This window comes from Sphingomonas sp. (assembly GCF_017745215.1).
Lineage (GTDB): Bacteria > Pseudomonadota > Alphaproteobacteria > Sphingomonadales > Sphingomonadaceae > Sphingomonas.
In genome coordinates this window covers 123,562-140,452 of sequence record NZ_JAGHZV010000008.1, presented here as the reverse complement: position 1 = coordinate 140,452, position 16,891 = coordinate 123,562, and the positions used below count along the sequence as shown (strand labels likewise).

Here is a 16,891-nt window from a genome sequence, read left to right as displayed (position 1 = left end):
AGAACGGGTCCGAACATGCAGACTTCATTTCTTCTCCTGGACCGCGCTGCGGTCCTGTTGCTCGGTGTCGGCGCGGGGGCGGCGATCGGATACAGCTTCGTCGAAACCCCGGGCGCGGCGCTGCCGGCGATCGCACCATTGCCGGTCAAGGCCGCCGAAGCGCCGACCTGCGCGGCCTCCGCGCCGACGCAGTTGCTCAAGACGCTCAAGCACGGCGCGCCCGTCCGCGTCGCGGTGTTCGGCGACAGCTTCGGCGACGGGGTCGCCTGGGCGCTCGAGCAGCAGCTGACGAAGAAGGCCGGCTACGAGGTCCTCAAGTTCAGCCAGCCCGCGACCGGCTTCACGCGCTACAAGCGCTTGAATCTGGAGACCAAGGCCGGCGAGCAGCTAGGCCCCGATCCGGTCGACATCGCGGTGATCTCGTTCGGCGCCAACGACGCGCAGGGGATCATCACCGACAAGGGCGAATATGCCCCGCTGATGAGCGACAAGTGGCGCGCGCAGATTGGCGAGCGGCTCGACCGCTTCGTCAAGCTTATGCGCGCGCACCAGGCGATGGTCTATTGGGTCGGGCTGCCGCGGATGCGCGACGCCGGGCTCGACCGTGATGTCGGCGCGATCAACCAATTCTACGCGCAGCGCATGGCCGCGCTCGGCGTGCCGTTCATCGACAGCCGTCCGGTCGCCTCGGACGCCAAGGGCGAATACGCCGCCTATCTCGACGACAGCGTCACCGGCGAGCGCACCCTGGTGCGGGCGGGCGACGGCATCCACATGTCGATGACCGGCTATAAATGGATCACGCGCGACCTGAGCGAGCGGATCCGCAAGTCGGTCGAAGCGGCGCGCAAGCTCGAGGGGGAGACGGCGGGCGACCCCGTCGGGACCGGTCGATGAAGGCCGTCCTTCTCGCCGCGGCGGCAGTGCTCGCGCCTGCCGCCGCCGAGGCCGCGCCCTGCATCGGGCCGGTCTGCAACTTCGATACGCTCGCGCCCTATTTCGCCCGGCTCGAAGCGGCGAAGCACGAGCTGGGCACGCCGCCGGTCCACATCCTCCAGATCGGCGACAGCCACACTGCGGGGGACGTCACCAGCGCCGCGTGGCGCCAGCTGCTCCAGGCGCAAGCGGGCGACGGCGGGCGCGGCGTGCTGCCGCCCGGGCGGCCCTATGACGGCTATCTGACGATCGGCGTCACCACCGCGATGTCGCCGGGCTGGCAGGTCTCCTCGACCTTCGGCAAAGGCTGGTCGGCGTTCCACCCGCCGCTCGGCCTGTCGAGCTATTCGCTGACCTCGGCCGTCCCGGGCGCCACCATGGGGCTGGTGACCGACACGGGACACCGCTTCAACCGCTTCGTCGTCTGCGCGATCGCCGGACCCACCGCCGGCCTGCTCGACGTGCGGATGAGCGACGGCAGCTGGCAGCAGCTGATCTTCGAGACGCCCACGCAGGTCCCGCGTTGCGAGACGATCCGCACGCTTGCGCCCCAGACCAGCGTCACGCTCGCTGCCTCGGACCGCCCGGTGACGATCACGTCCTGGGCGACCTTCGACGACGAGGGCGGAGTCGCGCTCTCCAACCTCGGCGTGGTCGGCTCGCAGCTCCAGCATTTCGGCCGCACCGACGACGCGGTGATCGCCGAGGAGTTGCGCGCCTATGCGCCCGCCCTGATCGTCGTCGCCTTCGGCACCAACGAAGGCTTCGGCCCGAGCCTCGACGGCGAAAGCTACGAGACGGTGCTCCGCGCGCAGATCGCGCGGCTGCAGCGGCTCGCGCCGGGCGTACCCCTGCTGCTGCTCGGCCCTCCGGATGCGCTGAGCGGCAATCCGGCCTTGCGCAGTGCTCCCGTTCTGCGCGTCGCCGGAGGGGGAGAGGTCGCCGGCTGCCCTGGCGCGAAGAGCGGTGGACCCCCGCTGTTCGCGCCGCCCGCGCTGGCGCTGGTGCGCGCCATCCAGCGCAAGGTGGCCGGCGACCTCGATCTTGCCTGGTGGGACTGGCAGCAGCGGATGGGCGGCCGGTGCAGCGCGGTACGCTGGACCGACGCGACGCTGATGCGCGCCGACCATGTCCATTTCCGCAACGGCGGCGGCGCGCTGATCGCGCGCTTCCTCCAGGACGACCTCAACCGCGCGGCTGCGGAGCGATAGATGCTGTTCCCCACGCTCACCTTCGGGCTCTTCTTCCTCGCCGTCTTCTGCGCGGTCTGGTCGGTCCGCTCGAACGAATGGCGCAAGCTCCTCCTGCTCGTCGCGAGCTGGGTGTTCTACGGCGCCTGGGACTGGCGGTTCGTGCCGCTGCTGATCCTTTCGGCACTGATGAACTGGGGCGTCGCCCGACTCGTCGCGGGGCGGGCGAACGCGCGCTGGCTGGTGATCGCCGGGGTGACGCTCAACCTGCTCGTGCTCGGCTTCTTCAAATATTTCGACTTCTTCGCCGATCAGGCGATCAGCCTGATGGCGCTCGCGGGCCTGCGTCAGGATCCCGCGCTGATGCAGGTGATCCTGCCGGTCGGCGTCTCCTTCTTCACCTTCCAGGGAATCAGCTACCTCGTCGACGTGTCGAAGCGCCGCGTCGCACCCGCCTCGATGCTCGACCTCCTGCTGCTCATGTCCTTCTTCCCGCACCTCGTCGCCGGGCCGATCGTGCGCTCGGCCGATCTCGTGCCGCAGCTCCAGGCGACGCCCAGGCTCAACCGCGGCATGGTGTCGATGGGGCTGCTGCTGATCGTCTGGGGCCTGTTCAAGAAGGCGGTGATCGCTTCCGAGCTCGCGACGCAGTTCGTCGATCCGGTGTTCCAGGCGCCGGCGGGCCATTCGTCGCTCGACCTCGTCCTCGCCGCCTATGGCTATGCGGTGCAGATCTACTGCGACTTCTCGGCCTATTCGGACATGGCGATCGGCATTGCCGCGCTGCTCGGCTATCGCTTCCCGCGCAACTTCGACCGGCCGTACCGCTCGGCATCGCTCCAGGAGTTCTGGCGGCGCTGGCACATCAGCCTGTCACGCTGGCTGCGCGACTATCTCTACATCGATGCGCTGGGCGGCAACCGCGGCGGCCGCTTCCGCGTCTACCGCAACCTGTTCCTGACGATGCTGCTCGGCGGGCTGTGGCACGGTGCGGCCTGGACCTTCGTGATCTGGGGCGGGCTGCACGGCGCGGCGCTGGCGGTCGAGCGCGCCTGGGCGCGCGGGGCCTGGACGCAGCGCCTCGTGCTGCCACGCTGGGCGGCGATCGTGCTGACCTTCCATGTCGTGGTGCTCGGCTGGATCTTCTTCCGCGCGGCGAGCTTTGGCGATGCGCTCGCCTATCTCGGCGGGATCGTCGTCCCGGCGAGCGACGGGCTGACCACGGTGACGCCGCTGGTGCTCGCGCTGATCGTCCTCGGCCTCGCGATGCACGCGCTGCCCCGCGACGCGATGCGCGCCGCTGCCGAGCGCATCCGCCTGCTCCCGGTGCCGCTGGTCGCGGCGGGGCTGGCGGTGCTGATGCTGGTGGTTGACGCGATGCGCTACGAAGGCGTCGCGCCCTTCATTTACTTCCGCTTCTAGATCCGGAGCTTCCACGATGATTGACGCTGAAGACTTCCCGACCGAGCTCCCCGCCGATCCCGACGGCGGCGCGAGCGCCATGCGCTGGACCACGGGCGTGATCGGGCTCGCCACGGCGGCGCTCGCGTTGCTCAACGCCGGCGCGATCGCGAGCTGGAGCGAGGACCTCTCGCCGAGCCCGGGCACCGCCAAGGTGATGACCGCGGCCGATGGCTGGCAGGCAGCGATGACGGGTCTCCGCCTCGACGCGCCGCACGGCGAGCTCCACCGCGCCTGGAAACAGGCTGAGTCCGCCCGCTGGTCCGGCGACGCGCCGCCACCCGAATCCTGAGCCTCAGAGCCGGATCCCGACCCCGACGCCGAACACCAGCGGGTCGATCCTGATGTCGACCTTCTGCACCCCTGCCGCAGTAGTGCTCAGCCGCGCGGTCGTGTCGATGTCGATGTACTTCACGTCCAGGTTGAGGAAGACGCGCGGCGTCAGGTCGATGTCGACGCCGGCCTGCGCCGCCCAGCCGAAGCTGTCGCGCATCCGCACCCTGGTCGGTCCCACCGCGGCCTCGAGGCCCTTCGACGGCGTCTCGTTCCAGAAGATCGTGTAGTTGAGCCCCGCGCCGACATAGGGGCGCACCTTCGCCTTGGGCATGAAGTGATATTGCGCGGTCAGCGTCGGCGGCAGCACCCAGGTGGTCGCGAGGCGGCCGATCGAACCGGTGGTGCCCGTCTCGCCCGACGCCTTGTGCTTTGTGGTCGAGGCGATCAGCTCGAAGCCGATATGGTCGGTCGCCATATAGGTGACGTCGACCTCGGGCATGACGCTGTCGCTGATCTTCACCTTCTCGCCCGGGAAGGCGGGGAGGACGCTGCCCGATTTCTCGTTGGGCGCGACCACGATCGTCCGCACGCGCAGCAGCACGTCGCCGGCCTCTATGCCGGTCTTCCCGTCCTGCGCCAGCGCCGGCGTCGCCGCGCCCAGCGCCAGGCCGGCCAGCGCGAGCCCGCGCATCGTCATCGCTTTCATCGTCTTGCTCCTTGCTTGTCTGCAAGCGGCCTAGGCGCGGTGGCGCCCCGGAACATTGACCGCGGCCAAGGGCGGTTTTGACGAGGATCAAGGCGTTGCGCGGCGGGTGGCGCCAAGCCGACACCCATGTGGACCTACCATGCCGACCTACTCGCGCGCCCGGTGCCGCGCTACACCAGTTATCCCACCGCCGCCGAGTTCGGGGACGCGGTGGGCAGCGACGACATGGCGGCAGCGCTCGACCGGGTCGGCGCGGAGGAGCCGGTCTCGCTCTACCTCCACATCCCCTATTGCCACGAGATCTGCTGGTATTGCGGCTGCAACACCGGCGCCGCCAACCGCGGCGCGCGGCTCACCGCCTATCTCGAGCGGCTGCACGAGGAGATCGTGCTGGTCGCCGATCGGCTCGGCGGGCGCGGCCGGGTCGGGCGGATCGCCTTCGGCGGCGGCAGCCCCAATGCGATCGCGCCCGCGGCCTTCGTCCGGCTGGTCGAGCGGGTGGTGACGCGCTTCCGTTGCGCCGATCCGGTGCTGTCGGTCGAAGTCGATCCGCGCGGATTCGATGCGGACTGGGCGAAGGCGCTCGCCGACACCGGTGCCTCGCGGGTGAGCCTCGGTGTCCAGACCCTCGATCCGACGATCCAGGCCGCGATCGGCCGCGTCCAGCCCGAGGACGACATCCGCCGCACGGTCGAGCTGCTGCGCGGCGCGGGCGTGGACTCGGTCAACTTCGACCTGATGTACGGCCTGCCCGGGCAGTCAGACGCCAGCCTCGCCGCGACGCTCGATACTGCGCTCGCGATGGAGCCCGATCGGCTCGCGGTGTTCGGCTATGCGCATGTGCCCCAGCTGATCGCCCGTCAGCGCCGCATCGACGCGAGCGCGCTGCCCGATGCCGGGGCGCGCTTCGCCCAGGCCGTGCTCGCGCATCGCTTCCTCACCGGCGCGGGTTATCGCGCGATCGGCTTCGATCATTTCGCGCTGCCCGAGGACGCGCTCGCGCAGGGGAGGCTCCGGCGCAACTTCCAGGGCTTCACCGAGGACCCCGCCGAGGCGCTGATCGGCCTAGGTGCCAGTGCGATCAGCGCCTTTCCCGACCGGTTGCTCCAGAACGAGAAGAACACCGGACGCTATCACCTCGCGATCGGCAGCGGCCGCTTCGCGACGGCCCGGGGCCTGCACCGCACCGCCGAGGATCGCCGCCGCGGCCGCGCGATCGAAGCGATCCTTTGCCAGGGTAGCGCCGATCTCGCGGGGCTGGGCTGCGTCCGCGCGCGGCTGATGCCGTTCGAAACGCGAGGGCTGATCGCCTGGCAAGGCACGCGCGTCACGCTCGCGGAGGGCGCCCTGCCCTACGCCCGTGCGATCGCCGCGACGCTCGACGCCTATCGCGGCGAGAGCGCGGCGCGGTTCAGCCATGCGGTATGATCCCGCAAACGACGGCTGCCCGCCCGATCGTTGCGCCGCCTGCGCCGCGCGCGGCACCTCGGTCTGTTCGACCCTCGCGGATGCCGAGCTGGGCGAGCTCCACGCGATCGGGCGGCGGCGAACGCTGCCCGAGGGCCAGGTGGTGATCTCCGCCGGCGATCCCGCCGCGATCTGCGCCAACCTCGTCTCGGGCGTGCTCAAGGTGGTGCGCGACGATCCGGAGGGGCGCACCCAGATCGTCGGGCTACTCTTCCCCGGCGACCTCGTCGGCGAGCTGTTCGTCGACCAGGCGACCGACACGGTGGTGGCGCTCTCGCCGGTCGACCTCTGCGTCTATCCGCGCAGGGCGCTCGAGGACGTGCTGGACCGCCATCCCGCGGCACTGCGCCTGCTGCTCCGCCGCGCGCTGGCGACCCTCGCCGAGACGCACAAATGGATGCTGATGCTCGGCCGCCGCCAGGCGCCCGAGAAGGTCGCCGCCTTCCTGCTCGACATGGAGCGGCGCGTGGGTGGAGGCGGGGAGTATCTGCTGCCGATGGGCCGCGCCGCGATCGGCGAAGTGCTCGGGCTGACGATCGAGACGGTCAGCCGCCAGATGACCGCGATGAAGCGCGCCGGGCTGATCGCGCTCCCCGGCGGGCGGCGCGTGCGGTTGCTCGACCGCGGGGCGCTGGCGCGGATCGCCGGCTAGGCGGCGAGCGCCGGGGTGCCGGCAGCGAGGTCGAGGATGCGCGGGCAGATCGCGACCATCGCCGGGCGGTGGCTGACGAGGATCAGGCTCTGGCCGGTCCGGTCGAGCCTCGCCTGAAGCCTCTCGGCGACAAGCGCTTCGGTGGCGGCGTCGAGGCCTTCGCTGGGCTCGTCGAGCAGCAGCCAGGGCGCGCTCGCGCTATAAGCTCGCGCGAGCGACAGCCGCCGCCGCTCGCCGCCCGAAAGCCGCGTGCCGTTCTCGCCGACCCAGGCGTCGAGCCCGCCGAGCGCGCGGATGCGTTCGTCGAGCGCGGCGTCGTGGAGCGTGGCCCAGAGCGTCACGTCGCCGGCGTCGGGAGCGGCGAGCAGGAGGTTCTCGCGCACCGTACCGGCAAGCAGCGCGGCGTCCTGCGGCGCCCAGGCGAAGCGCTCGCGCTGGCGATCGGGCACCCGACCGCGCAGGCCGATCAGCGTTTCGACGAGCGTCGTCTTGCCGATCCCCGAGGGGCCGACGATGGCGATGCGCTCGCCGGGCATGAGGTGCAGGTCGAGTATCGGCGTGACGGCCGGGGGCGGTGCTCCGACTTCCAGCACTTCGTCGAGCCGCGCCTGTGCCTCGCGGAGCCGCCCGCGCTCGATCATCGCGCGGAGCAGCGGCGCGAGGCTGTCGAGCGTCATCGCCGCGGCCAGCGCCGCCAGCGCGGCGACCGGCGCGCCGGCGTGGAGCGAGAGCAGCAGCGCGGCCGCGGCGGCGATGCCGATCGCGCTCGCCTGGAGCAGCTCGAACCAGCCCGCCGCCTGCGCCTGGCGTCGCTGCGCCCGGCCGAGCGCGCGGCTGCGGGTATCGATCCGTTCGGCGGCCCAGGCCTCGAGCCCGAAGCAACGTAGCTCGGGCGCGGCGTCGACGAGCATCGCGAATTCCTCGCGCAATTCACCCACGGCTCTTTGCACTGCGCGACCGGGGGCTTCGACGCGGCGCGAGAGGCGGTCGGCCAAGTGCATCGTCAGGCCGGCGCAGGCGAGCGTGGCCGCCGCCGCACCGGTCCCGCCGAGGATCGTCAGGCTCAGCCCCGACGCCAGCGCCGCCGCGACACCAAAGGGCGCGGAGAGGCGGACGAAGCGCGTCTCGACCGCGTCGACGTCGCTCACCAGCCGCGCGGTCGCTTCGCCGGTGCCGAGCGCGAGCGCGCGCTCCACCGGAGCGGCGGCGAGCGCGCGGAACAGCGCCGGACGGATGCGGGCGAGCGCGCCGAACGCCGCCTCATGGCTCGCGAGCCGCTCGCCGTAGCGTGCGCCGGTGCGGACGATCGCGAGCAGCCGGATCCCGGCCGAGGGGAGCATGTAATTGAACGCCTGCGCCGCCACCGGACCCGCCGCGCCGGCGATCGCGGCGGCGGTGATGAACCAGCCCGAGAGCCCGAGCAGCGTCACCGAAGCCGCGCCGACCAGCGCCGCCAGCAGTGCGGCCCTTGCGAGCAGCCGGCGCTGGGCGCGGCGCTCGGCGGCAATGAGCGATTCAATGCTCATCGCCCGCCCCCCAGCCGCACGACATGGTCTGCGATGGCCGCGAGCCGTTCGCTGTGCGTCGCGATCAGCACGGTGCGGCCGCGGCGTGCGGCGGCGATCGTCGCGATCAGCGCAGTCTCGCTGGCGTGGTCGAGGTGCGCCGTGGGCTCGTCGAGGAGGAGGAGCGGGGCGGGCTTGAGCAGCGCGCGGGCGAGCGCGATCCGTCGCCGCTCGCCGCCCGAGAGCCCGCTGCCGCGCGCGTCGATCGGGCTGTCGAGGCCGAGCGGGCGGTTGGCGAGCATCGGCGCCAGGCCGGCGGCTTCGATCGCTGTCGCCAGTTCGTCCGCACTCGCTTCGGTGCGAGCGAGCAGGAGGTTGTCGCGGATCGTGCCGGCGACGATCAGCGGTTGCTGCCCCGCCCAGGCCGCGATCGCGGCGACGTTGCCGACGCTTACCGACCCACTGCTCAAGGGCGCGAGACCGAGGAGCAGGTGGAGCAGGCTCGACTTGCCGCTGCCCGAAGGCCCGAGCAGCGCGACCGTCTCGCCCGGCGCGACGGCGAAGGATACGCCCGAGACTGCGTCGCGCTCCTCGCCGGGGTAGCGGATCGTCACGTCGCTGAAGACGATCGCGGGCAAGTCGGCCGGGGTGCCGGGCGGCGCCGCTGCTGGCTCGGGCAGCGCCATCAGACGGTCGGCCGCGGTCTCGGCCGCCTGCTTGTCGTGATAGGCTGCGGCGAGGCGGCGCAGCGGCCCATAGAATTCCGGTGCGAGCGCGAGGACGAAGAAGGCGCGCGCCAGGTCGAGCTTCTCGGGGACGGGGAAGGGGAGCAGCCCGAGCAGGTTGAACCCGCAATAGACCGCGACAAGCGCGACCGAGAGCGCCGCGAAGAATTCGAGCGCACCCGAGGAAAGGAACGCGACGCGCAGCACGCACATCGTCCGCCGGGCGAGCTCGTCGGCTGCCGCGCCCAGCGCCGCCGCCTCGCGGCCCGCCGCGCGGAAGGCGAGCACCACCGGCAGCGCGCGGACCCGGTCGGCGAAGCGGCCCGAGAGCCGTGCGCGCGCGATGAACTGGCGCCGCGATTCGTCCGCAGCCGCGCCGCCCGCCAACGCCATCGCGACGACGAAGGGGATCAGCGTCGCCACCAATATGCCCGCCGCGACCGGGCTCGCCAGCGCAGTCACGCCGAGCACGAGCATCGGCGCCACCGTGGCCGCCTGCCGCGCGGGCAGGAAGCGCGCGACATAGCCATCGAGTGCCTCGACTTCGTCGACCGCTGCGGTCATCAGCGTGCCGACCGTTGCCCTCGCGCCCGGCGACCGGTGCAGCGCCGCGTCGACCACGCGCCGGCGAAGCCGCAGCTTGGCCGCCTCCGCGCCCGCCGCGCCGGCGCGCAGCGAGAGCATCGCGAACAGCCCCCGAGCCAGTCCCGAGAACGTGGCGATCATCGCCCAGGGCAGCGCCGCCGCCCAGCCGGCGGGCGCGGCGACCACCGCTCCTGCGATCCCGCCCGCGAAGCCGATCGCCGCCGCCGAATCCAACAACAGCAGCCCGGCCGACGCCCGCGTCCGCGCGGCATGCGCCCTGAGCCAGCGCGTCCGTTCGCGCGCGAAAGCCTTGTCGTGAACCGGGTCGTGGAGCACTGTCGCCATGCCCTGCCGTCGCCCGCCGCGGCGGCGCCGTCTTTGACCGCGGTCAATGTTCCGCTTGCGCCGCGACCCTATCCGCATCTCCGCCGGCGGGCCTTTTCGGCCTCGCGGAGGAGAAAACCGATGGACCTGATGGTCACCGATCTGTCGCGGCTGCAATTCGCGCTGACGGCGCTCTACCACTTCCTGTTCGTGCCGCTCACGCTCGGCCTGTCGTTCATGCTCGTCATCATGGAATCGGTCTATGTCATGACCGATCGCCCGGTGTGGCGCACGGCGACGCGCTTCTGGGGCAAGATCTTCGGGATCAACTTCGTGCTCGGGGTCGCGACCGGCCTCACCATGGAATTCCAGTTCGGCACCAACTGGTCCTATTTCTCGCACTATGTCGGCGACATCTTCGGCGCCCCGCTCGCGATCGAGGGGCTGATGGCCTTCTTCCTCGAAGCGACGATGGTCGGGATCATGTTCTTCGGCTGGGACAGGCTGTCGAAGCTCGGCCACCTCGCGGTCACCTTCCTGGTGGCGCTGGGCACCAACCTCTCGGCGCTCTGGATCCTGATCGCCAACGGCTGGATGCAGAACCCTGTCGGCGCCACCTTCAATCCGGACACGATGCGGATGGAAGTGAGCGACTTCGGCGCGGTGCTGTTCAACCCGATCGCCCAGGCCAAGTTCGTCCACACGGTGAGCGCGGGCTATGTCATCGCGTCGGTGCTGGTGCTCGGCGTCTCGGCCTTCTGGCTGCTCAAGGGCCGGTTCGTCCCCGTCGCGCGGCGCTCGCTCACGGTCGCGGCGGCGTTCGGGCTCGCCTCGTCGCTATCGGTCGTCGTGCTCGGCGACGAGAGCGGCTATGCGCTCACCGACAACCAGAAGATGAAGCTCGCTGCGATCGAGGCGATGTGGCACACCGCCCCCGCGCCCGCCGGCATCACGCTGATCGGCATCCCCGACACCGAAGCGAAGACCACCCATTACGCCGTCGACGTACCCTGGGTGCTCGGCCTGATCGCGACGCGCAGCCTCGACAAGGAAGTCACCGGCATGTCCGAGCTGGTGCTGCGCGCACAGGAGCGGATCGCCTCGGGCATCCTCGCCTATGATGCGGTGCAGACGCTCAAGGCCAACCCGAACGACCTGGCCGCGCGCGCGAAGTTCGAAGCGCACAAGCGCGACCTCGGCTATGCGCTGCTGCTCAAGCGCCAGCTCGCCGATCCGCGCGAGGCGACGCCGCAGCAGATCAGCGCCGCAGCCTGGGACACGGTGCCGAGCGTCCCGCTGATGTTCTGGAGCTTCCGCTTCATGGCCGGCGTCGGCTTCGCGATGATCGCGCTGTTCGCGACCGCCTTCCTGCTCTGCTCGTTGCGCCGGCACCTGACCTCGCGCTGGTTCCTGCGGCTCGCGGTGGCGGCGATTCCGCTGCCGTGGATCGCGGCCGAGCTCGGCTGGGTCGTCGCCGAGATGGGGCGCCAGCCCTGGGCGATCGAAGGCGTGCTGCCGACCTTCCTCGCCAACAGCTCGCTCAGCCCCGCGGCGCTGTGGACGACGATCGCGGGATTCACCGCGCTCTACGGCGGGCTGGCGGTGATCGAGGTGCGGCTGATCCTCGCGGCGATCCGGCACGGGCCGGAGGACCGCGAGGATGATCGACCCGCGCCGGGCCCGATCCCCGCCGCCATTCCCGCCACCGCCTGAGCTTCAGGAAGGAAACGATCATGTTCGACTATGAGACGCTGCGCGTCATCTGGTGGGTGCTGCTGGGCGTGCTGCTCATCGGCTTCGCGCTCACCGACGGGTTCGACCTCGGCGTCGCCGCGCTGCTCCCCTGGGTCGCGCGCGACGATGCCGAGCGCCGGATGGTGATCAACTCGGTCGGGCCGACCTGGGAAGGCAACCAGGTGTGGTTCATCCTCGGCGGCGGCGCGATCTTCGCGGCCTGGCCGTTCGTCTATGCGGTGAGCTTCTCGGGCTTCTACCTCGCGATGTTCGTCGTGCTCGCGGCGCTGATCCTCAGGCCGGTCGGATTCAAATACCGTTCGAAGAAGCCCGACCCCAGATGGCGCAAGCGCTGGGACTGGGCATTGTTCGTCGGCGGCTTCGTGCCCGCGCTGGTGTTCGGCGTCGCGGTGGGCAACGTCCTCCAGGGCGCGCCCTTCCGGCTCGATGGCGACCTTCGCGCCTTCTACGAGGGCAGCTTCCTCGGCCTGTTCACGCCCTTTACCTTGCTCTGCGGGCTGCTCTCGCTGGCGATGCTCGTGCTCCACGGCTCGGCGTGGCTCGCGATCAAGATCGAGGACGGCCCGGTGAAGGCGCGCGCCAAGGCGTTCGGCAGCATCGCGGCGATCGCTTCGGTGGCGCTGTTCGCGATCGGCTTCCTGTTCGTCGCTTATGGCGGGCTCGGCTATCACGTCGTCGGCGAGGTCGATCCGTTCGGCCCGTCGAACCCGCTGCGCACCACGAGCGAAGCGGTGTCGGGCGCGTGGCTCGCCAACTATGGCCGTTACCCCTGGATGGTCGCCGCGCCGGTCCTCGGCTTCGCGGGCGCGCTGCTCGCGATCGTCGGCATCCGCGGCAATTCGGAACCGCTCGCCTTCGCCGGCTCCTCGGCGTCGGCGCTGGGGATCATCGCCACCGTCGGCTGCTCGATGTTCCCCTATATCCTGCCGTCGAGCATCGACGCGCATTCGAGCCTGACGGTGTGGAACGCCTCGTCCACGCGCATGACGCTGGGCATCATGCTGTTCGTCACCGTGGTCTTCCTGCCGATCGTGCTTGCCTACACCGCCTGGGCCTACAGGGTGATGTTCGGCCGCGTGACCAGCGAGGACGTCCGCACCAACCCCGACTTCTACTGAGGAGCTTTCGCCATGTGGTATTTCACCTGGGTCCTCGGCCTCGGCCTCGCGGTCGGCTTCGGCATCCTCAACGGCATCTGGCACGAGTTCCACTTGCCGATCGAGGACGAAGCCGAGGGCTGACCATCGCCCTCGGCCAATACCTTGGGCTAGGACAATTCGTCCCTTTTCCGGAGGCGACAAGCCGCCGCGCAAGACCTATGAAACCGGCATGGCCCTGATGGACATCTGTGCCGATTGCGCGGTCCGCGACCAGGCCCTGTGCGGCAGCCTGGACGATCGCGAGCTGTCCGCGCTCAACACGCTGGGCCAGCGCCGCCGCGTCGCGCGCGGGGAGAGCGTGATCTGGGCGGGCGACGAAAGCGTGATCTGCGCCAACCTCCTCTCGGGCGTGCTCAAGCTCGTCGCGTCGACCGCCGACGGACGCGAGCAGATCGTCGGGCTGCTCTATCCGGCCGATTTCGTCGGCCAGCTCTATGCCGACCAGGCCGACTTCACGATCACTGCGCTCACCGACGCCGAGCTCTGCGTCTTTCCGCGCAAGGCGTTCGAGCGCGTGCTCGAGGATCATGCGCGGATGGAGCATCTCCTGCTCCAGCGCACGCTGCTGGCACTGAACGAAGCCCGCGGCCGGATGCTCACGCTGGCGCGCAAGTCGGCCGAGGAGAAGATCGCCGGCTTCCTGCTCGACATGGCGTCACGCGCCGGATCGAGCGGGTGCCGTGCGACGCCCGACGGGCCGCTGACCTTCGACCTGCCGCTCAACCGAGGCCAGATCGCCGATGTGCTCGGCCTCACGATCGAGACGGTGAGCCGCCAGATGACCAAGCTGCGCAACGCCGGCGTGATCGGGCTTCCCGGCGGCCGCGCGGTGACGATCGCCGACCGGACCGGCCTCGCCGTCCGCGCCGAGGCCGGCTAGGCCGCGCGGCGAGCAAGCGCGCCGCTCAGCAGCATCCGCGCCTCGGCGGTCAGCCGGTTGCGGGCGAGCGCGAGCAGCGCGAGCAGCTCGAGGTCCATGGTACGGCGGCAGCCGGTGAAGAAGCAGCGCAGCATATAGGCGAGCGCGTCGGGCGAGATGCCCGCGTTGGTCCCTGCGCGGAGCATCGCCGCCAAGTCCTGCGCGTGGACGGCATCGGCCATGCGGCAGGGGCCGCAGCGATCGAGCATCGCCAGCGCGAGCGGGTCACCGCAGATCGTGTCGAGCCGCGCGGCGAGCGCTTCGACCGCGCCCGTCTCGCCGCGCGCCGCGACCTGGTCGAGCCTCGCGCAGAGCCGCGCCGCCACCGCTTCCTCGGGCGCGGCGGGCAAGGCGTCGGCGCAGGCCTCGAGCGCGTCGCACAGGATCGCGAGCTGCGCCTGTTCGGCGACCAGCGGCACCAGCTCGATCTCGTCGATCATCCACCAGCGCCGCGCGAACGGCACGACCACGGCATCGTCGGACCAACGGGGTTCGCTCACTCGGGCTCTCCTTCGGAAGCGACTCCTGGCCGACGCCGCGTGGCGGCGCATTGACGGCCGTCAAACCCTGCCGCCCGCCGTGATGCTAGTCGCGGCTCCGGAAAGATCGAACGAGGTGACGAGATGGCCGCGGACATGGCGAAGCGCTTCTGGAGACGCTCGCACCATCTCGACCGGATGACCTTCCGCGAGCTGGTCGCGGCCTATGTCCAGCACCACGCGATCCTCGCCTATCTCGCGCTGACCGGGCTCTCGATCGCGCTCTACGCCTGGCATCCGGCCGCGCCGCTGCCGACGGTGGCGAGCATCGTGCTGGTGCTCCTGGCCTATCCGCTGATCTGGTATGGGCTCCACCGCTGGCTGCTGCACTGCCATTGGATGTTCAAGGTCCCGGCGCTCGCCGGTGTGTGGAAGCGGATCCACTACGACCACCACCGGGATCCCAACCACCTCGAAGTGCTGTTCGGCGCGCTCCACACCACGCTGCCGACGCTGCTGCTGGTGACCGCGCTCCCCGGCTATGCGATCGGCGGGGTGGGCGGCGCCGCGGCGGGCTTCGCCACCGGCTTGCTCTGCACCTGCTTCTACGAGTTCGCGCACTGCGTCCAGCATCTGGCCTACAAGCCGCGGGCGAGGTGGCTCGCGGTGATGAAGGCGCGCCACATGGAGCATCATTTCCACGACGAGGACGGCAATTTCGGCATCACCAACTTCGCCTGGGACCGGCTGTTCGGCACGCTCTACACCCGCGCCGAGCGGCCCGCGAAGAGCCCGACGGTCTTCAACCTCGGCTATACCGAAGCGATGGCGGCGCGGTATCCCTGGGTCGCGCGGCTCTCGAACGGCGTCGCCACCGGCCATCCCCGCCGGCGCGGGCGCTGAAGCGCAGGCCTGGTCGGCGACGATCTCGCGACCCTTATCGAGCGCCGGCCTGGACCTGCTTCCGCCTTCGCTCTTGAACCGTCATGCCGGTTTTCGCCGGGATGAGGCTCCAGTCAGAAAATCCCCGCCGGCGCCCCGGCCGCGACATCGCTCCCCGACGCCACGAACGCCAGCAGCGGCGCCACCCGAGGCAGCTCGCATTCGAAGAAGAAGCGGCACGCGCGGCGCTTGCCCTCGGCGAAGTCGCCGTCGCCCGTCACCGCAAGCGCCTGGTCGAGCCACAGCCACGCCAGCACGACGTGGCCGAACGCGTGGAGGAAGGGCGTCGCATTGTCGAGCACATGCCCCCGGTCCGCCGCCCGCAGCGCGTCGATCGTGTCGGTCACCCCGCGCCATGCCGCGGACAGCGCCGCCGCATGCGCCTCGAGCCCCGGCACGCCGCGCGCCGCCTCGGCGGTCTTGAGCATCCGCAGCCCCAGCACCGTCAGTCCCGATCCGTCCGCCACGATCTTGCGCCCGACCAGGTCCATCGCCTGGATGCCGGTGGTACCTTCGTGGATCGGGTTGAGCCGGTTGTCTCGCCACAGCTGCTCGACGTCGAAGTCGCGGGTATAGCCATAGCCGCCGTGGATCTGGATCGCGATGTCGTTCGCGGCGAGGCCATGTTCCGAGGGCCATGTCTTGGCGACGGGGGTGAGCAGCCCGAGCAGCGCGGCATCGTCGGCGCTGATCTCGGCGGTGTCGACCAGCCGTGCGCAATAGAGGCACAGCGCGAGCGCGCCTTCGACATAGGCCTTCTGCTGGAGCAGCATCCGCCGCACGTCGGGGTGCTCGACGATCGCGACCGGCGGTCCGGTGCGCCGGCCGGGCTCGCGGCCCTGCAGCCGCTCGCGGGCATAGCGCGCCGAGAGCAGGTAGCTGCGATAGCCGAGCGCCGCCGCGCCCATGCCCACGCCGATCCGCGCCTCGTTCATCATCTGGAACATCTGGCGGAGCCCGTCGCCCGCCTCGCCGACGATCCAGCCGATCGCGCCGTCCGCCTCGCCGAGGTTGAGCAGGCAATTGGCGGTGCCGCGATAGCCCATCTTGTGGTTGAGCCCCGCGACGCTCACGTCATTCCGCGACCCGTCAGGCAGGATCTTGGGCACGATGAACAGCGAGATCCCCGCCGTTCCCTCGGGCAGCATTCCGTCCGCACCCGGCACCTTGGCGAGCACGAGGTGGACGATGTTCTCGCTGACGTCCTGGTCGCCGCCGGAGATCCACATCTTGTTGCCGACCAGCCGGTAGCGGTTGCCGAGCGCGTCGCTGCCGTCGGGGGTGGCGCGGGTGCGGACGTCGGCGAGGCTGGAACCGGCCTGCGGCTCGGAGAGGCACATCGTCCCGAACCAGCGCCCCTCGATCGCGGGCCGCGCGAAGGCGTCGACCTGCGCAGGCGTGCCGAAGGTCGCGATCAGCCGCGCATTGGCGACGGTGAGCATCGGATAGGCCGCGGTCGCGACGTTCGCCGCGGCGAAGAAGGCGAAGGAAGCGGCGCAGGCGAGATAGGGCAGGCCGAGCCCGCCCAGTTCCTCCTCGAAGCCCGCCGCGAACAGCCCGGCCTCGGCATAATGGCCGAGCGCCTCGCCGAGCGCCGGGCAGATGCGGACCTGGCCGCCCTCGTCGAGCCGAGGCTCCTCGGCGTCGCTCCGCTTATAGTGCGTCAGGAACTGCTCGGCGGCGAGCTTCTCCGAGAGGTCGAGCAGCGCGTCGACCGTCTCGCGATCGACCAGCGCTTCGGCCTTGAGCCAGTCATGGAGCAGGAAATCGACGTCGCGGCGGTCGAGCAGCAGGCTGGTCATGCGAAAG

At 70.7% G+C, this 16,891-nt stretch carries 16 protein-coding genes; 11 read left to right on the top strand and 5 right to left on the bottom strand.

The features are described from left to right. Positions 1-15: 15 nt before the first annotated feature. Genes J7495_RS10355 through J7495_RS10340 form a run of 4 tightly spaced genes read left to right on the top strand, consistent with a single transcriptional unit; the run spans position 16 to position 3,879 of the window. The gene (locus tag J7495_RS10355) at positions 16-897 is read left to right on the top strand and encodes a DUF459 domain-containing protein (protein WP_294056417.1); all 882 of its coding nucleotides are present in this window, start codon (positions 16-18) and stop codon (positions 895-897) included. Then, complete coding sequence (locus J7495_RS10350; protein ID WP_294056416.1) at positions 894-2,147, top strand: SGNH/GDSL hydrolase family protein; 1,254 nt, start codon at positions 894-896, stop codon at positions 2,145-2,147. The genes J7495_RS10355 and J7495_RS10350 overlap by 4 nt, the downstream gene beginning before the upstream one ends. Continuing rightward, positions 2,148-3,548: an MBOAT family protein gene (locus J7495_RS10345; RefSeq protein ID WP_294056415.1), complete on the top strand. Its 1,401-nt coding sequence runs from the start codon at positions 2,148-2,150 to the stop codon at positions 3,546-3,548. It abuts the gene before it with no gap. Between the two features lie 16 nt (positions 3,549-3,564). Beyond that, complete coding sequence (locus tag J7495_RS10340; RefSeq protein ID WP_294056414.1) at positions 3,565-3,879, top strand: hypothetical protein; 315 nt, start codon at positions 3,565-3,567, stop codon at positions 3,877-3,879. A gap of 3 nt (positions 3,880-3,882) precedes the next feature. Here J7495_RS10340 and J7495_RS10335 read toward each other — a convergent pair whose 3' ends face one another. Further along, positions 3,883-4,569 (bottom strand): OmpW family outer membrane protein, encoded by a 687-nt coding sequence (locus J7495_RS10335; RefSeq protein ID WP_294056413.1) that lies wholly within the window; start codon positions 4,567-4,569, stop codon positions 3,883-3,885. Positions 4,570-4,695: 126 nt separating this feature from the next. On the opposite strand from J7495_RS10335, the gene hemN reads away from it, so the two are divergent. Next, positions 4,696-5,997 (top strand): oxygen-independent coproporphyrinogen III oxidase, encoded by a 1,302-nt coding sequence (gene hemN, locus J7495_RS10330; protein WP_294056412.1) that lies wholly within the window; start codon positions 4,696-4,698, stop codon positions 5,995-5,997. Next, a complete protein-coding gene (locus tag J7495_RS10325; RefSeq protein WP_294056411.1) occupies positions 5,987-6,688 on the top strand; it encodes a Crp/Fnr family transcriptional regulator in 702 nt (233 codons plus the stop codon). The genes hemN and J7495_RS10325 overlap by 11 nt, the downstream gene beginning before the upstream one ends. Here the strand turns inward: J7495_RS10325 and J7495_RS10320 are convergent. Together J7495_RS10320 and cydD are read right to left on the bottom strand one after the other, a co-directional pair. After that, entirely contained in the window at positions 6,685-8,214 is a 1,530-nt protein-coding gene (locus J7495_RS10320) for an ATP-binding cassette domain-containing protein (RefSeq protein ID WP_294056410.1), read from the bottom strand. The genes J7495_RS10325 and J7495_RS10320 overlap by 4 nt on opposite strands. After that, positions 8,211-9,848, bottom strand: a complete 1,638-nt coding sequence (gene cydD / locus J7495_RS10315; RefSeq protein ID WP_294056409.1) for a thiol reductant ABC exporter subunit CydD — start codon at positions 9,846-9,848, stop codon at positions 8,211-8,213. Before cydD ends, J7495_RS10320 begins: the two co-directional genes overlap by 4 nt. 120 nt (positions 9,849-9,968) lie before the next feature. Here cydD and J7495_RS10310 point away from each other — a divergent pair, with 120 nt between their 5' ends. The 4 genes from J7495_RS10310 (at position 9,969) to J7495_RS10295 (ending at position 13,622) form a co-directional block, all read left to right on the top strand. Beyond that, positions 9,969-11,540, top strand: coding sequence for a cytochrome ubiquinol oxidase subunit I (locus J7495_RS10310; protein WP_294056408.1), 1,572 nt, complete (start codon positions 9,969-9,971; stop codon positions 11,538-11,540). Between the two features lie 20 nt (positions 11,541-11,560). Continuing rightward, positions 11,561-12,700, top strand: coding sequence for a cytochrome d ubiquinol oxidase subunit II (gene cydB / locus J7495_RS10305; RefSeq protein ID WP_294056407.1), 1,140 nt, complete (start codon positions 11,561-11,563; stop codon positions 12,698-12,700). Between the two features lie 12 nt (positions 12,701-12,712). Then, positions 12,713-12,823 (top strand): cytochrome bd-I oxidase subunit CydX, encoded by a 111-nt coding sequence (cydX, locus tag J7495_RS10300; RefSeq protein WP_294056406.1) that lies wholly within the window; start codon positions 12,713-12,715, stop codon positions 12,821-12,823. Between the two features lie 88 nt (positions 12,824-12,911). Continuing rightward, on the top strand, positions 12,912-13,622 hold the full coding sequence (locus J7495_RS10295; RefSeq protein WP_294056405.1) for a Crp/Fnr family transcriptional regulator: 711 nt from the start codon (positions 12,912-12,914) through the stop codon (positions 13,620-13,622). On the opposite strand, the gene J7495_RS10290 is transcribed toward J7495_RS10295, so the two are convergent. Next, on the bottom strand, positions 13,619-14,161 hold the full coding sequence (locus tag J7495_RS10290) for a hypothetical protein (protein ID WP_294056404.1): 543 nt from the start codon (positions 14,159-14,161) through the stop codon (positions 13,619-13,621). The genes J7495_RS10295 and J7495_RS10290 overlap by 4 nt on opposite strands. A 123-nt stretch (positions 14,162-14,284) precedes the next feature. Between J7495_RS10290 and J7495_RS10285 the strand changes: the two genes are divergently transcribed. After that, a complete protein-coding gene (locus J7495_RS10285) occupies positions 14,285-15,043 on the top strand; it encodes a sterol desaturase family protein (protein WP_294056403.1) in 759 nt (252 codons plus the stop codon). A 113-nt stretch (positions 15,044-15,156) separates the two neighbouring features. On the opposite strand, the gene J7495_RS10280 is transcribed toward J7495_RS10285, so the two are convergent. Further along, positions 15,157-16,884, bottom strand: coding sequence for an acyl-CoA dehydrogenase (locus J7495_RS10280; protein WP_294056402.1), 1,728 nt, complete (start codon positions 16,882-16,884; stop codon positions 15,157-15,159). Positions 16,885-16,891: the final 7 nt, after the last annotated feature.

What these genes read in the sequence shown, in the direction of transcription:
- J7495_RS10355 (WP_294056417.1), top strand. Translation starts at nt 16, where the DNA reads ATGCAGACTTCATTTCTTCTCCTGGACCGCGCTGCGGTCCTGTTGCTC.
- J7495_RS10350 (WP_294056416.1), top strand. Translation starts at nt 894, where the DNA reads ATGAAGGCCGTCCTTCTCGCCGCGGCGGCAGTGCTCGCGCCTGCCGCC.
- J7495_RS10345 (WP_294056415.1), top strand. Translation starts at nt 2,148, where the DNA reads ATGCTGTTCCCCACGCTCACCTTCGGGCTCTTCTTCCTCGCCGTCTTC.
- J7495_RS10340 (WP_294056414.1), top strand. Translation starts at nt 3,565, where the DNA reads ATGATTGACGCTGAAGACTTCCCGACCGAGCTCCCCGCCGATCCCGAC.
- J7495_RS10335 (WP_294056413.1), bottom strand. Translation starts at nt 4,569, where the DNA reads ATGAAAGCGATGACGATGCGCGGGCTCGCGCTGGCCGGCCTGGCGCTG.
- hemN (WP_294056412.1), top strand. Translation starts at nt 4,696, where the DNA reads ATGTGGACCTACCATGCCGACCTACTCGCGCGCCCGGTGCCGCGCTAC.
- J7495_RS10325 (WP_294056411.1), top strand. Translation starts at nt 5,987, where the DNA reads ATGCGGTATGATCCCGCAAACGACGGCTGCCCGCCCGATCGTTGCGCC.
- J7495_RS10320 (WP_294056410.1), bottom strand. Translation starts at nt 8,214, where the DNA reads ATGAGCATTGAATCGCTCATTGCCGCCGAGCGCCGCGCCCAGCGCCGG.
- cydD (WP_294056409.1), bottom strand. Translation starts at nt 9,848, where the DNA reads ATGGCGACAGTGCTCCACGACCCGGTTCACGACAAGGCTTTCGCGCGC.
- J7495_RS10310 (WP_294056408.1), top strand. Translation starts at nt 9,969, where the DNA reads ATGGACCTGATGGTCACCGATCTGTCGCGGCTGCAATTCGCGCTGACG.
- cydB (WP_294056407.1), top strand. Translation starts at nt 11,561, where the DNA reads ATGTTCGACTATGAGACGCTGCGCGTCATCTGGTGGGTGCTGCTGGGC.
- cydX (WP_294056406.1), top strand. Translation starts at nt 12,713, where the DNA reads ATGTGGTATTTCACCTGGGTCCTCGGCCTCGGCCTCGCGGTCGGCTTC.
- J7495_RS10295 (WP_294056405.1), top strand. Translation starts at nt 12,912, where the DNA reads ATGGCCCTGATGGACATCTGTGCCGATTGCGCGGTCCGCGACCAGGCC.
- J7495_RS10285 (WP_294056403.1), top strand. Translation starts at nt 14,285, where the DNA reads ATGGCCGCGGACATGGCGAAGCGCTTCTGGAGACGCTCGCACCATCTC.
- J7495_RS10280 (WP_294056402.1), bottom strand. Translation starts at nt 16,884, where the DNA reads ATGACCAGCCTGCTGCTCGACCGCCGCGACGTCGATTTCCTGCTCCAT.